The organism is Chryseobacterium geocarposphaerae, assembly GCF_002797535.1.
Lineage (GTDB): Bacteria > Bacteroidota > Bacteroidia > Flavobacteriales > Weeksellaceae > Chryseobacterium > Chryseobacterium geocarposphaerae.
Genome location: NZ_PGFD01000002.1, coordinates 349,962 through 364,729 on the forward strand (window position 1 = coordinate 349,962; position 14,768 = coordinate 364,729).

The window sequence follows — 14,768 nt, forward strand, 5'->3', positions numbered from 1 at the left end:
CTTTTCATACAAGGAAAGATGGTTTTTTTTTAATTACATTTGAACAAGAATTAATATTGAATGGAAGCTCCACAGGCAAAAAAAATAGAAAAAATATTAGAAATACACGGCGACAAAAGAATAGACAACTATTTCTGGCTTAATGAAAGGGAAAATCCCGAAGTTATACAATATCTGGAAGAAGAAAATGCTTACGCAGATTTCATCATGAAGGATACGGAAAAACTGCAGGAAGATCTTTTTGAAGAGATGAAAGCCCGTTACAAAAAAGACGACGAATCCCTGCCTTATTTTTTTAATGAGTACTGGTATATCGTTCGTTATGAAGAAGGAAAAGAATATCCCATTTTTTGCCGAAAGTATAAAAGTTTAGAGAACGAAGAAGAAATCATTCTTGATGTTAATATTTTAGCAGAAGGCGAAAGCTATTTTGAAGTAGGAAGCGTTGCGGTTTCCCCGAATAATAAACTTGCGTCTTTCTCCACGGATAATGTAAGCAGAAGAATCTACTCTATCAACTTTAAAGATTTACAAACAGGAGAAATTCTTGCTGATAAAATCCCAAATACAACAGGAAAAGCCGTTTGGGCAAATGATAACGAGCACATTTTTTACATCAGAAAAGACGACAGCTTACGTGCGTTTCAGGTATACAGACACAAGCTGGGAACCGATACCTCAGAAGATGTTTTAATTTTCCATGAAAAAGATGATACGTTTGATGTGAATGTTTTTAAAACGAAATCTTTAGAATACATTTTTATCGCAAGTTCGAGTACGATTTCTGATGAGCACAGATTTATTCCTTCTGACAATGTTTTTGCAGACTGGACTATTATTCAGCCAAGAATTGATGATTTAGAATATTCTGTCGAGCATTATGAAGATGAGTTCTATATCATTACCAATGCAGACGATGCTATCAATTTCAAAATTGTAAAAACAAAGATTGACAATTGTGGAATGGAAAACTGGATAGATGTTATTCCCCATCGCGAAAAAGTTTTGCTGGAAGGTTTTGAAATCTTTAAAAACTATCTGGTTCTGGAAGAACGGGAAGAAGGTTTACTGCAAATAAAGATTATTGATGAAAAAACTCAGGAGTCTCATTATTTACCTTTCTCTGATCCTACTTATACTGCCTATATAGGAATCAATTTAGAATTTGATACAGAAGTTTTACGTTACGGTTATACTTCACTCACACAGCCGGGTTCCACATACGAGTATAATATGAAAGGGAAGACCACCAAACTTCTGAAACAGCAGGAAGTATTAGGCGGAAAATTCTTTGCTGAAAATTACATTTCTGAAAGAATCTGGGCAGAGTCAAGAGATGGGGAAGCGAAAGTTCCGATTTCTTTGGTTTACCATAAAGACACGAAAAAATCAACGGACACTCCCCTGCTTTTATACGGTTATGGAAGTTATGGTCATACGGTTGACGCCAGTTTCTCGAATGTAAGATTATCTCTTCTGGACAGAGGGTTTATCTATGCAATTGCCCACATCAGAGGTGGTGAATACTTAGGAAGAGAGTGGTATGAAGACGGAAAAATGCTTTTTAAGAAAAATACGTTCTTCGACTTTATTGATGCAGGGAAATTTTTGATCAAAGAAAACTATACCTCATCAAAGCATTTATATGCAATGGGGGGAAGCGCAGGAGGCTTGCTTGTTGGAGCAGTTGTAAATTACGAGCCTAATTTATTCAACGGAATTGTAGCACAGGTTCCTTTTGTAGATGTCGTTTCAACGATGTTGGATGAAACCATTCCTTTGACAACCGGGGAATACGACGAGTGGGGAAATCCTAATGATGAAGAATATTATCATTACATGAAATCTTACTCTCCTTACGATAATGTAGAAGCGAAAGATTATCCGAATATGCTCATAACAACCGGACTACACGATTCTCAGGTTCAATATTGGGAGCCAGCAAAATGGACCGCTAAATTGAGAGAATTGAAAACGGATCATAACATTTTGATTTTCAAAACAGACATGAGCGCAGGACACGGAGGTGCAAGCGGAAGATTTGAATCATTAAAAGAAGACGCGTTGGAATATGCCTTCTTATTAAAACTAGAAAACAAAAATGATTAACGAAGCAGAATATTGGCAAAAGATAGAACAATTTTTCATTGAAAATTTTGACACTGAAAAAAATGCTCCGATTGAAACTTATTTGTTTTTAATTGGACTCCAGGAATTGGGAAGCGGCCAGCAAAAATACACTAAAGACGATAAAGTAAATTTAATCCATATTGCAGTTTGCAGATTATTAGAACCTTTTGGATATTATAAATTTTCACATTATGACGATGACGGATATCCGCACTTTGAAAAACTGGAAGAGCTTCCGGAACTGAAACCAAATGAGCAGCAGATTCTCATGAAAAAAGCAATCATCCAATATTTCCAGGATGAAGAATTGATATAAATAAAGCTTGGAGTCTTCCAAGCTTTTTTATTTAAATTTAATTCCGACTTTGAAATTAGTCGAGAATTTCCTCCAATTGGTTCAGTCCTGTTTTAAAACCTTCTTCAAAGCCCATTTCTAGCAGTTGCTTTAAAGCGTCCTGCGAGGCAAAGTGAATATTAACGGTTACTTTCGTGCCCTCCTCTACTCCGGTAAAACCAAGCAGCCATTTTGCCTGGGGAAAATCTTCATTAATTGTTCCGTTTTCATCACAAAAAGCATCCATACCGTCAAAACTCCTGTGTTCTCTAATTTCCCCGTACTTCAATAAGGAATAATGTCTTTCTCCTTCCGGACCCACCATTGAGTACAGCCACGTTCCCCCCTCTTTAAAGTCCTGATTTTTAGTCTCACATTTCCAAGGCTTTGGAGCCCACCATTGATCCAAGAGTTCGGATTTGGTAAAATAATCCCACACTTTTGACACCTCTGCGTTGTAAATTTTCATGACATAAACAGAGTTTGAATCAAAATCTTCGTTAAAAGTGATCATAGATTTCATAATAATATTTTGGTTTAAACAAAGCTAGTTTTTTTATGGTCAACCGGAAACCAATTCTATAAAAATGATTAAATATTTATAAATAAATGTTAAAAAACGCTCTTTTAAGAAAAATTATACAATTTTTTGGCTCGTATTTTGTTTATCAAATCTTAAAATGATTAATTTTAACATTCACAATTATAAAAAACTATTAAAATTAAATAATGAATAACAAATTCATCCCAATAATTTCAGTGTTTATGACGATTTCACTGATCGTTTTTGTCACACTCCAATTTTATTGGCTGAAAGGTTATTATGGAGCCTTAGAACAGGAATTCACCAATAAAGTCTATTCTGCTCTGGAAAGTACCTCAAAAACTATTGGCGAAATTGAAGTTGAAAAATATCTGAATGAAGATTTTAAAAATTTCAGAAAAAATATTTTAGCCAACAGCGACCAACCTTCTTTAACAACAATACAGCAAGTAGAAGATTCCGGAACACAACGGCAGATCATCTACTCTAAAAATATTATTGAAAAAACGCAATTGCCCATTTCTCCAAAAGGCGACTCCATTAAACTTACTACTTTATACACTGATGAGGCAGCATACAAGCTGAAAAGAGACACCACCAACCGGGAGCCTCTTACCGCGGATATCAATCAGGATATTGAAACGGGTGATTATTCTATGAAAGAATATGTAAAAGTCTATGGAAATAATCTTCCGATTACGAAAAGAGTAGATCAAAAAGTTCTTGACTCTGTGATTACCAAAGAGCTTAAAATCAGAGGGATCACTGCTAGTTTTGGGTACGGAATCGTAGACAAAAACAACAAACTAACGAGTATCGCCAACAAAATATATAAAGAGAAAAAAGACAATAATTTCTACAACTACCCTCTTTTCACCGATAAAAAGGACAGAACCATTTATGGCTTAACTTTAGTTTTCCCGAAAAAGGAATATTCTTTAGCCATGAACAACTGGCCGATGCTTTTAGGAACCTTTCTTTCACTGCTAACGATTTTAGGAATTTATATTATTTCCATCAATTATATGATGAGGCAGAAAAAACTGGCAGAAGTGAAAACGGACTTCATCAACAATATGTCTCATGAGTTTAAAACTCCATTGGCAACGATTTCGGTGGCAACAGATTCATTAGCTAATGATAAAATTGCGACCAATCCTGATAAGGTAAAATACTATTCTGAATTGATCAAACAGGAGAACCTGAGGATGAAAAAGCAGGTGGAAAATGTCTTGAATATGTCGAAGCTTGAACGGAATGAAGTCAAATTATTCTTAAAGGAAACCAATGTAAGAGAGCTGATTAAAAAGACAACAGAATCTTTCAACCTGATCGTTCAGCAAAGAAACGGAACCCTTAATCAAGAATTTAATGCTACAAACTACACGTTTAAAATAGATGAATTCCACATTTCCAATATGCTGGTGAACCTTTTGGATAATGCCAATAAATACTCACCGGAGACGCCGGAAATTACAATTAAAACAAGAAACGAGGGACATTTCTATGTGATTGAAGTTTCAGACAAAGGAATGGGAATGGAAACCCAGAATAAAACGAAGATTTTCGAAAAGTTCTTCAGAGAAGAAACCGGAAATATTCATAATGTGAAAGGACAAGGTTTGGGACTTTCTTATGTAAAGAAAATTGTAGAGCTTCATAAAGGACAAATCATTGTAGATTCTCACAAAGGAAGCGGAAGTACATTTACCATTAAACTTCCGATGAGCTAAAAAGAAAAGATTTAATAAATATAAACCAAATAACAAATTATAAGAAGAGAAGAGTGACCCGTTCATTCTTAAATATTAATTATTAATTATTTTAAAACTATGAGCAACAGAATATTATTAGTAGAGGACGATCAGAGTTTCGGGGCAGTGTTGAAGGATTATTTGACAATAAATAATTTCGAAGTTACTCTTGCCACAGATGGTGAACAAGGCTTGAAAGAATTTACAGAAAACGAATTCGACATCTGTATCTTCGACGTGATGATGCCTAAAAAAGACGGTTTTTCATTGGCGGAAGACGTTAAAAAGATAGATAAAAATACCCCGATCATTTTCCTGACTGCAAGAAATATGAGAGAAGATATTTTAAAAGGATACCAATTGGGAGCTGATGATTATATTACAAAACCATTTGATACCGAACTTCTTTTATACAAAATCAAAGCTATCCTTCAAAGAAGCTCTACGCTAGAAAATGAAGAGCAGGAACAGTTTAAGATCAGCAATATTTTCTTTGATTCTATGTTGAGACAGCTAAGAGTTGGAGATAATGAATATAAACTATCTCCAAAAGAGAACGAGCTTCTGAAACTTCTTTGCCTTCACAGAAATGATTTCATGCCAAGAGATCTTGCCTTGAGAAAAATCTGGAAAAAAGAGAACTACTTCACGGCAAGAAGTATGGACGTTTATATTGCAAAGCTTCGTAAACTTTTAAAAGATGACGAAGGATTGGAAATTATCAACGTACATGGGGAAGGATTTAGACTACTGGTAAAAAACTAGAAGTTTTTTAACCCAAAACAATATACCCTTCAAATTAGCAAGACATTTCAAAATGTTTTGCTAATTTTGTTTTAAACGATTGAATTTGATATGAGAAATTTACTTTTAGGACTTACAGTGACCGGATTTTTAATCATCTCTTGCAAAAAAGATGAAAGGCCTACTTATATAAAAGACGAAAATGGCAGCCAGCCAGTTTCTACTGTAAATAACACTCCAAAAGCATCTCTAATGGCACAAGCCGGAATTCAAACCGCTCAACCCAACCAAATGGTTACTGCCCCGGGAATGAATCCTCCTCACGGACAGCCGGGACACCGTTGTGATATTCCTGTAGGGCAGCCTTTAAACGCTGCACCAACTCAAAATGCACAGCCCGGAGCTCAAAATATTACCGTAAATACCAACCAAGGTCAAACTATTCAGATTGATCCTAATTCATTAAAACAAGTCAACAACGCTAATAAACCGGGGAAGACCGCTCCGGGAATGAATCCTCCGCACGGAGAGCCGGGTCACAGATGTGATATCCCGGTAGGTCAGCCTTTGAATAGTAAACCTGCAGCTGCCCAGCAATCCGTTCAGACAATTGCCCAAAATACACCGGCTCCGGCTCCAGCTCCTGCACCAACAGGGCCAAAACCGGAATTAAACCCTCCTCACGGAGAACCTTGGCATGACTGTGCTAAAAAAGTAGGAGATCCTCTTTAATTTTTTGTAAATTTGCTGTTGTGAAATGGAGTCAGATTATAGCAATTATTTTCTGTTTGGGAATTTTTCTAATTCCTAAAGATAATTTCTATGCTCAAATTTCACAGGAAAACTGTTGCAAATCCGAATCAGGAATGGATTGCTGCAAAAATGATCATCAACAACATTCTCGAGATGACCATAACAAAAAAGAGCAAAAATCTTCCTGCACTGACAATTGCTGCTCAACTTGTTTAGCTTGTTACACTTATATAGAGACTCCCTTTTCAAAGAGTTTACAGCTAGAATATTCATATTACAAATCCAATAAAAATTTACAGTTCGAATATTCTGATCCGTATATTTCAGACCGTTTAAAAGAAATTTGGCAACCGCCGAAAATAGCTTAATTCAATCAGCAGAAGTTCATTATCACTTTAATGAACCGTTTTTTAATTAATCTAAATTTTAAACAAAATGAAATCATATATTTCCAGGATTATTCTTGGTGTATTCTTACTATCTACACAATTTATATTTGCTCAACATCTTTCTAAAAGCCAGTTTAAAGTTAAAGGAAACTGTGATATGTGCAAGGAAAGAATTGAAACCACCGCCAGAAAAGCCGGTGCTAAAACAGCAGTATATTCTATTGATCTTCAGACATTAACCTTAGAGACAGATAATACCGCTTCCACTGACAACATCATAAAAAAAGTAGCTGAGGCAGGTCATGACAATGAAAAATTTAAAGCCACAGATGCTACATATGAAGCACTCCCCGGATGTTGCCATTACGAAAGAGATTTACATGCAAAACCGCTTGAAAATCACGATCATCATTCAAAAAAAGAGAATGAATTCTATGTAAAAGGAAACTGCGAATCATGCAAAGCAAGAATTGAAAAAGCAGCGAAAGACGCAGGAGCAGACTCTGCCGAATGGAATGCAGAAACACAAACTGTTATTTTGAATTTTAATTCTGAAAAAACTTCCTCAGATACAATTTTAAAGAAAATTGCAGAAGTTGGCCACGATAATGAAAAGTATAAATCCAACGACAATACCTACAAAAATCTGCCTGCGTGTTGCCTTTATGACAGAAACATTCCTTTTGGAGAAACGAACCCGAAGGTTCACACAGAAGAAGGTACAGCATCTGAGCATGCCGATCACAACCAGAATAATATCACAAACGAGAATCATGACAATCAAGAAAAACAGATCGAAGGAGTTATCGTTACCGGATCAAAAGCAGCAACTTCTTTAAGCAAAAAAGAAGCTGGATTGGTTTTTAATATTGATAAAAAAGAATTATTAAAAGCCGCTTGCTGTAATTTATCCGAAAGCTTTGAAACCAATGCTACCGTTGATGTTTCTTTCAGCAACGCTGTGACCGGAACAAAACAATTGAAAATGTTAGGTTTAGATCAAAAATACACGAGCCTAACGAAAGAATTATTACCCGAAATCAGAGGGCTAGCTTCTGCTTACGGATTGAATTTCATCCCCGGAAGATGGATTGAAAGCATTCAGCTTACCAAAGGCGGAAGTACAGTAACCAACGGCTACGAAAGCATTACAGGACAAATCAATACAGAGTTGTTGAAAAATGCAGAAAAACCCGAGACTTCATTAAATCTTTTTGCCGATTTCAACGGAAGAGCAGAAGCCAACATCACAAGCGTTTCACCCATCAACGATAAATGGTCACAAACATTCCTGCTTCACGGAAACGGAACTTTCGGAGATACAGACATGAATGACGATGGATTTCTGGACAGACCCAAAGGAACTCAATTAAATGCAGCTTATTTATTAAATTACAATGATTTAGAGAAATCAGGTTTAGGTTCGCATTTTGGAATTAATTTCATTAAAGACGAAAGAACTTCCGGGCAAATAGGGTTTGACAAAAAAATCCCTCAAGAAAAACAATCGCTTTATGGTGTTGGAATCGATATTTCAAGATTTCAGGTTTGGAATAAAACAGGATATGTTTTTAAAGGAAAACCTTACCAAAGTTTAGGCTGGATGAACCAATATACGTATCATCAGCAAGACAGCTTCTTTGGATTAAGAAACTACTCAGGAAAGCAGCACACATATTATTCAAACTTGATTTTTGAAAGTATTTTAGGAAATACGAACCATAAATATAAAGCCGGAGCAAGTTTTCTATACGATGGTTACGATGAAACGTATTTAACCAACAATTTTAAAAGAAACGAAATCGTTCCCGGAGCTTTTGCAGAATATACGTTGACAGGCTTAAAATATACTTTGGTAGCAGGAGCAAGAATTGATTTCCACAATCTGGCGGGAACACAATTCACACCCAGATTGAATTTTAAATATGATTTTACCCCTCAAACTATTTTGAGGCTTTCTGCGGGAAGAGGCTTCAGAACAGCAAATATTTTTGCGGAAAGCCAGCAATATTTTGCATCAAACAGAAACATTCAGATTTTACAGAATGGCGGAAATATTTACGGTTTAAAGCCGGAAATTGCCTGGAATTACGGAGCGAGTTTACAACAGGAATTTAAAATCTTCGGAAGAAAATCTACAATTGTGGCAGACTTTTTCAGAACCGATTTCCAGGATCAGGTGATGGTGGATTTGGATCGTTCGCCTCAGCAATTAACTTTTTATAATTTAGATGGAAAATCTTTCGCCAATTCGTTTCAGACGCAGTGGGATTTTACACCCTTTAAGAATTTTGATGTAAGATTAGCTTATAAATATTATGATGTTCAGGCTGATTATATAGACGGGAGACGCGAAGTTCCGTTCATGGCAAAACACAGAGGTTTTGTGAATCTGGCGTATTCAACCAACAAAAATAACAACGGTGGATTCTGGAGCTTTGATACAACATTAAACTGGGTTGGAAAGCAAAGGCTTCCAAATACCTCATCAAATCCTGAAGAGTTTCAGTTACCCTCCTATTCTGAATCCTATGCTGTTTTAAATGCACAGATTTCAAGGAATTTCAATAAAAAAATCAGAGCATATTTAGGTGGCGAGAACCTGACATCTTACTATCAAAAAAATGCGATTGTCGATTTTAAAAATCCTTTCGGGAATTATTTTGATGGCGGAATGGTGTATGCTCCGATTATGAAGGCAAATTTTTACGTCGGACTTGACGTAACATTTTAATCAAAATTAATTTCCCTCAGATTTTCACAGATTGCACGGATTTCCTGTGAGATTTGTGAAATCTGCGGGAAAATAAACAAGCATGGTTTCAATAATTTAATCATTAAGAAGCCATGCTTTTTTGTACCTTTATCTTAAAGAAAATCTATGTCACAGACACTTATCTTTGAAGACAACTACAAGAAGCTGGGTTTCGAAACTTTTTCCGAACATAATCTGCAAACGTTTAAAGACTCCAACTATAAATCTGAAATTAAAGTCTTCTATGTTCCTTCCGGCTACGAACTGACAGTAGATTTTAAACATTATGCAACAGAGAATCCCGTTTTATTTTTTTTGACCAACCAACATTTGAACGTTGAAAGTGGTATAGAAGAATCTCATCTTTTATATTACAACCGCGATTTCTACTGTATCCAGATTCATGACAAGGAAGTAGCCTGCGACGGAATTCTTTTTCACAATGTCTTTGAAATCCCTTTTGTTGAGTTGGATGAAAATGAAAACTTCATCATTCAAAATCTATTTCAAAACATTAAAGACGAACTGGAATGGAAAGATTCTTCTGCGGAAGAAATGATCCGGACTTACGTTAAACAAATTATCATCCGTGCCACCAGAAAATGGAAAAAGCAAAATCTTGATAACAACGAAATAAAAATTCCGAGCAACGAATTGGATGTGTTCCGTGATTTCAGCCGACATCTGGAAATTCATTTCAGGAAAAAACACAATGTAGCTGATTATGCAGATTTACTGCACATCGCACCGAAAACATTAACTCACAAATTCAAAAATTTAAACCTTGAATCTCCGAACCAGTTTATCATTAACAGGATTCTGTTGGAAGCCAAAAGACTTTTATTTTATACCGATAAACCCGTGAAAGAGATTGCCTATGATTTAGGCTATGAAGATCCGGCTTATTTTAATCGTCTTTTTACCAATAAAATCGGAAGCACTCCGGCAAACTTTAAGAAAAATTACACTTCGGGAAAAAAGTACAATATTTAAGTCGATTTGTGTATTTATCTGCAAGAATATCTCCTATATCTTTGTAACATCAAAAAATAACAATATTTAAAACAACAAAAAACAATTATTATGAGACGTAACGCAACAGCCGTTTGGAACGGTACCATCAAAGAAGGAAACGGACACATCACTACTCAAAGTACAACATTAAACCAAACTCAATATTCTTTCAACAGCCGTTTTGCTGACGGCGTGGGAACAAATCCTGAAGAATTATTGGCTGCAGCTCACGCAGGGTGTTTCACCATGAAATTGAGCGCAGAACTTTCTCAGGCAGGTTACACTCCTGAAGAATTGACTACAAAATCAGTCATCACTTTAGATCCGAATATCGGAAAAATCACAAAATCTGAATTGACCTTAACTGCAAAAGTTCCGGGAATTTCTGAAGAAGAATTCCAGAAATATGCTAAAATTGCAGAGGAAGGTTGTCCTGTAAGTGCGGCTTTCAACTTTGAAATTACTTTGGAAGCTACTTTGGCAAACTAAGATAATAAAGTTTAAGGCACAGAGTTTAATTTCAACATCAATAGGAACGGGCTTCAGCCCGTTTTCTCTTTTAAAACAATTATACGGCTTCAGCCAAAACTCAAAATTAAAGATTAATCTTGATTTCCTTAAATAAAATCTTAATATTTTAATTGATAGATTAAGCACACAACCTATAATTTTAAAATAAAATATACCCATCGGTATATTTTCGTATATTTGCATCATAATCAGTTGAAAATGTCAAAAGCAGAAAAGACCAAACAATTCATTATTGAAAAAACGGCATCTTTGTTTAACACCAAAGGCTATACTTCTACGTCCCTTTCGGATATCACGGAAGCAACGGGATTAACAAAAGGAAGCATTTATGGCAATTTCGAAAACAAGGATGAGGTAGCATTGGAAGTGTATAAATACAATGCAAATGTGCTGAAGAAAAATATGTCCCGTTCTTTCGGAGAAGAATTTCCGACGACAGTAGACAAACTGCATGCTTTTGTAGCCTTTTACAGGAAAAATTGGCGTTCGGTATTCTTAAACGGGGGTTGTCCCCTGATGAATGCAGCCACTGAAGCTGATGATACCTTCCCAAATTTAAAAAAACAAGTTACCCAATCTTTTGGAGAATGGATCTCTAAAATTTCACAGGTTATTGTCCAAGGTCAGAAAAATGGAGAGTTGAATGAAAAAGCTGACGCAGAAGAATATGCTTCCTTGTTTATTATGCTGATTGAAGGTGGAATCTTATTATCAAAAACTACCGGGAATCAGAAATTTTTAAATCAGGCTTTAGACAAGGTTCTCAATATTATAGACAACGAACTAAACAAACTTCCATCATAAACTTCACAATATGGAAACAAAAAAAGTGGCAATTGTAGGATATAACAGAATTCCGTTTGCCAGAATCAATACAGCATATGCAGACAAAGGAAATCAGGACTTACTGGTTTCAGCTTTGAATGGCCTTATCAATCGTTATAACCTTAAAGGGAAACTCTTGGGCGAAGTTGCCGGAGGTGCGGTGATTAAACATATATCTGAAAGCAACCTTATCAGAGAATCCGTTATGGAAACTTTTCTTGATCCTGCAACTCCTGCATGCGATCTTCAACAAGCTTGTGATACAGGAATTGAAGCGGCGGTCTATATCGGAAATAAGATTGCTTTAGGCCAGATTGAGAGCGGAATTGCTTGCGGTGTTGAAGCGATGAGCAACATTCCTTTTGAATCTTCTCCGAGATTGAGAAAAGCTTTATTAAAAGCCAATAAAGAAAAATCTGCCTTCGGAAAAATCAAGCAATTATTAAGTCCGAAACTGAAAGACTGGATGCCGATTCCTTACAAAGGTCAGGAGCCGAAAACCGGTTTGGTCATGGGCGGTCACACAGAAATTACCGCAAAATATTATGAAATTTCTCGCGAAGATCAGGATGAATTGGCATTTAAAAGTCACCAAAATATGGCAAAAGCCTATGACGAAGGCTTCTTCAATGATATGATTACACCTGCTTTTGGTTTAAATACGGACAATAACCTTCGCCGTGATACCAGCTTGGAAAAACTGGCTTCATTAAAACCAGCTTTTGACAAACAAAACGGAACGTTGACAGCCGGAAACTCAACGCCTTTTACCGATGGAGCTTCTGCGGTTTTATTGGCAAGCGAAGAATGGGCAAAGGAGAATAATTTACCAATTTTAGCCTATATCACCTTTTCGGAAGTTGCCGGAATTGAATATGTTGAGAATAAACAAAACCTTCTTCTTGCTCCAATTTTCGCAGCCGACAGAATGTTGAAAAAAGCAGGAATGAGCCTGGAAGATTTTGATTATTATGAAATTCATGAAGCGTTTGCGGCGCAGGTTTTGGCCACCTTAAAAATCTGGGAAAATGATGATCTGGCTAAAAAATTCGGACTGGAAAAAGCATTAGGTAAAATCGACAGAAATAAATTAAACGTAAAGGGCGGAAGCTTGGCTGTAGCCCACCCTTTCGCAGCAACAGGAGGAAGAATCATCGGGACATTGGCAAAATTACTCCATGAAAAAGGCAGCGGAAAAGGTTTTATTTCGATCTGTGCCGCTCGTGGACAGGGAGTAACAATGATCTTAGAAAAATAAAATATGGACAGAGTAGCACAATTAAAACAATTCATCGGAAAAGAATTTACAGCGTCCCCTTCTCCATTTATGAGGTGGCTTAATCCAATCGTGATTTCTGCCGAAGAAGGACAACTGGAATTTCAGTATACGGTAAGACCGGAATGGCTAAATCCAATGGGAAATCTTCACGGTGGAGTTACTGCGGCAATTTTTGATGATGTAATAGGCGCCACCATGTTTTCTTTAAATGAAAAAAACTTTATTGTAACCATAAATAACAGCATCGATTATTTTTCAACAGCAAAAGAAAATGATAATATTGTAGCTGAAACTAAAATCATCAAAAGAGGGAAGCAATTTGTAAACGCGCAGTGCGAAATATGGAACGCAGACAAAACGCGCTTAATTGCAAGAGGAACCTCTAATTTATTCAAAATCAGTAATTAAATGAAAAGAGTTGTCATTACAGGTCTTGGCGCAGTGACGCCTTTAGGAAATAATGTCGAAGAATTCTGGCAAAACAGTATCAACGGAGTAAGCGGGGCCAACAAAATCACCCATTTCGATACAGGAAAATTTAAAGTACACTTTGCTTGTGAGGTTAAAAATTTTGATCCGAAAGATCATTTAACACACCACGAAATCAAAAGAAGCGATCTTTTTTCACAATACGCTATGTATTCAACAGCGGAAGCACTGAAAGATTCAGGTCTTGAACTGGAAAACATGGATCCGTTTGACACAGGAGTAATCTGGGGAACAGGGCAAGGAGGAATGTGGACTTTTGAGAGTGAAGTGATGGAATTTACCAAAGGAGACGGAACACCACGTTTTAACCCTTTTTTCGTTCCTAAATTTATAGCCAACATGGCTTCGGGAATGATTTCCATGAAATTCGGACTTCAGGGAATCAATTACACAACAATTTCAGCTTGTGCTACAGGAAATACGGCATTAATGGATGCTTTCAACTATATCAGATTAGGAAAAGCAAAAGTGATTGTAAGCGGTGGTTCTGAAGCGGCCATTACACCTGCTTCAATCGGAGGTTTCTCCATTATGAAAGCAATGTCAACAAGAAATGATGATTTCTCAACAGCGAGTCGTCCTTATGATGCAGAAAGAGACGGATTCGTAATGGGAGAAGGCGCAGGAGCTTTAATCTTGGAAGAGTATGAACACGCCAAAGCAAGAGGCGCAAAAATCTATGCAGAACTGGTAGGAGCAGCAATGACTGCAGACGCCTATCATATGACAGCACCTCATCCGGACGGAGTTGGAGCCATAAAAGCGATGCAACTGGCATTACAGGAAGCGGGAATCAATACAGAAGATATTGATTATATTAATCCTCACGCAACTTCCACTCCAATGGGAGATCTGGTAGAATTGAACGGTATCAATAAACTATTTAAAGGAAGCAAGAACCTTGACATCAGTGCTACAAAATCAATGACGGGGCATTTATTGGGTGCAGCCGGAGCGGCGGAAGCTATTCTTTCGATTAAAGCCATTGAAAACGGAATTATTCCGCCAACAATTAATCTTCATAAGATCGATGAAAATATTCCGAAAGATATCAATATTGTTTTTGGGGAAGCTAAGGAGAAGAATATTAATTATGCACTAAGCAATGCTTTTGGATTTGGAGGACATAATGCAACGTTGATCTTTAAAAAGTTTTCATAATTTTTAAGATAAATCTCTTATAGATTTGGCAGATGGTGCAGATTTTTTTAAACGCAAACATCTGCT

General features: G+C 36.5%; 14 protein-coding genes. 13 read left to right on the plus strand and 1 reads right to left on the minus strand.

Going from position 1 to position 14,768, the window contains the following annotated elements; translation table 11 throughout:
* The first annotated feature begins 60 nt into the window (after positions 1–60).
* Together CLV73_RS13180 and CLV73_RS13185 are read left to right on the plus strand one after the other, a co-directional pair.
* The gene (locus tag CLV73_RS13180) at positions 61–2,109 is read left to right on the plus strand and encodes a S9 family peptidase (protein WP_100377347.1); all 2,049 of its coding nucleotides are present in this window, start codon (positions 61–63) and stop codon (positions 2,107–2,109) included.
* On the plus strand, positions 2,102–2,446 hold the full coding sequence (locus CLV73_RS13185; protein WP_100377348.1) for a hypothetical protein: 345 nt from the start codon (positions 2,102–2,104) through the stop codon (positions 2,444–2,446). The genes CLV73_RS13180 and CLV73_RS13185 overlap by 8 nt, the downstream gene beginning before the upstream one ends.
* A gap of 55 nt (positions 2,447–2,501) precedes the next feature.
* Here CLV73_RS13185 and CLV73_RS13190 read toward each other — a convergent pair whose 3' ends face one another.
* Positions 2,502–2,987 carry an SRPBCC family protein gene (locus CLV73_RS13190; protein WP_100377349.1) on the minus strand — a complete coding sequence of 162 codons (486 nt, stop codon included), beginning with the start codon at positions 2,985–2,987 and terminating at the stop codon, positions 2,502–2,504.
* A gap of 206 nt (positions 2,988–3,193) precedes the next feature.
* Between CLV73_RS13190 and CLV73_RS13195 the strand changes: the two genes are divergently transcribed.
* The 11 genes from CLV73_RS13195 to fabF all read left to right on the plus strand — a co-directional run bounded on the left by CLV73_RS13195 (position 3,194) and on the right by fabF (position 14,702).
* A complete protein-coding gene (locus CLV73_RS13195) occupies positions 3,194–4,741 on the plus strand; it encodes a sensor histidine kinase (RefSeq protein WP_100377350.1) in 1,548 nt (515 codons plus the stop codon).
* A 99-nt stretch (positions 4,742–4,840) separates the two neighbouring features.
* The gene (locus tag CLV73_RS13200; protein WP_039363658.1) at positions 4,841–5,527 is read left to right on the plus strand and encodes a response regulator transcription factor; all 687 of its coding nucleotides are present in this window, start codon (positions 4,841–4,843) and stop codon (positions 5,525–5,527) included.
* Between the two features lie 90 nt (positions 5,528–5,617).
* Positions 5,618–6,238: a hypothetical protein gene (locus CLV73_RS13205; RefSeq protein WP_100377351.1), complete on the plus strand. Its 621-nt coding sequence runs from the start codon at positions 5,618–5,620 to the stop codon at positions 6,236–6,238.
* A gap of 90 nt (positions 6,239–6,328) precedes the next feature.
* The gene (locus CLV73_RS18935) at positions 6,329–6,475 is read left to right on the plus strand and encodes a hypothetical protein (RefSeq protein ID WP_157798795.1); all 147 of its coding nucleotides are present in this window, start codon (positions 6,329–6,331) and stop codon (positions 6,473–6,475) included.
* Positions 6,476–6,694: 219 nt separating this feature from the next.
* Positions 6,695–9,382, plus strand: coding sequence for a TonB-dependent receptor domain-containing protein (locus CLV73_RS13215; RefSeq protein WP_100377353.1), 2,688 nt, complete (start codon positions 6,695–6,697; stop codon positions 9,380–9,382).
* 147 nt (positions 9,383–9,529) lie between these two features.
* A complete protein-coding gene (locus tag CLV73_RS13220) occupies positions 9,530–10,396 on the plus strand; it encodes a helix-turn-helix domain-containing protein (protein WP_100377354.1) in 867 nt (288 codons plus the stop codon).
* A 90-nt stretch (positions 10,397–10,486) separates the two neighbouring features.
* On the plus strand, positions 10,487–10,906 hold the full coding sequence (locus CLV73_RS13225; RefSeq protein ID WP_072953912.1) for an OsmC family protein: 420 nt from the start codon (positions 10,487–10,489) through the stop codon (positions 10,904–10,906).
* Positions 10,907–11,146: 240 nt separating this feature from the next.
* A complete protein-coding gene (locus CLV73_RS13230; RefSeq protein ID WP_100377355.1) occupies positions 11,147–11,752 on the plus strand; it encodes a TetR/AcrR family transcriptional regulator in 606 nt (201 codons plus the stop codon).
* 10 nt (positions 11,753–11,762) lie between these two features.
* On the plus strand, positions 11,763–13,031 hold the full coding sequence (locus tag CLV73_RS13235; RefSeq protein ID WP_100377356.1) for an acetyl-CoA C-acetyltransferase: 1,269 nt from the start codon (positions 11,763–11,765) through the stop codon (positions 13,029–13,031).
* A gap of 3 nt (positions 13,032–13,034) precedes the next feature.
* The gene (locus tag CLV73_RS13240) at positions 13,035–13,460 is read left to right on the plus strand and encodes a PaaI family thioesterase (protein ID WP_100377357.1); all 426 of its coding nucleotides are present in this window, start codon (positions 13,035–13,037) and stop codon (positions 13,458–13,460) included.
* Positions 13,461–14,702 carry a beta-ketoacyl-ACP synthase II gene (fabF, locus tag CLV73_RS13245; RefSeq protein WP_100377358.1) on the plus strand — a complete coding sequence of 414 codons (1,242 nt, stop codon included), beginning with the start codon at positions 13,461–13,463 and terminating at the stop codon, positions 14,700–14,702.
* Positions 14,703–14,768: the final 66 nt, after the last annotated feature.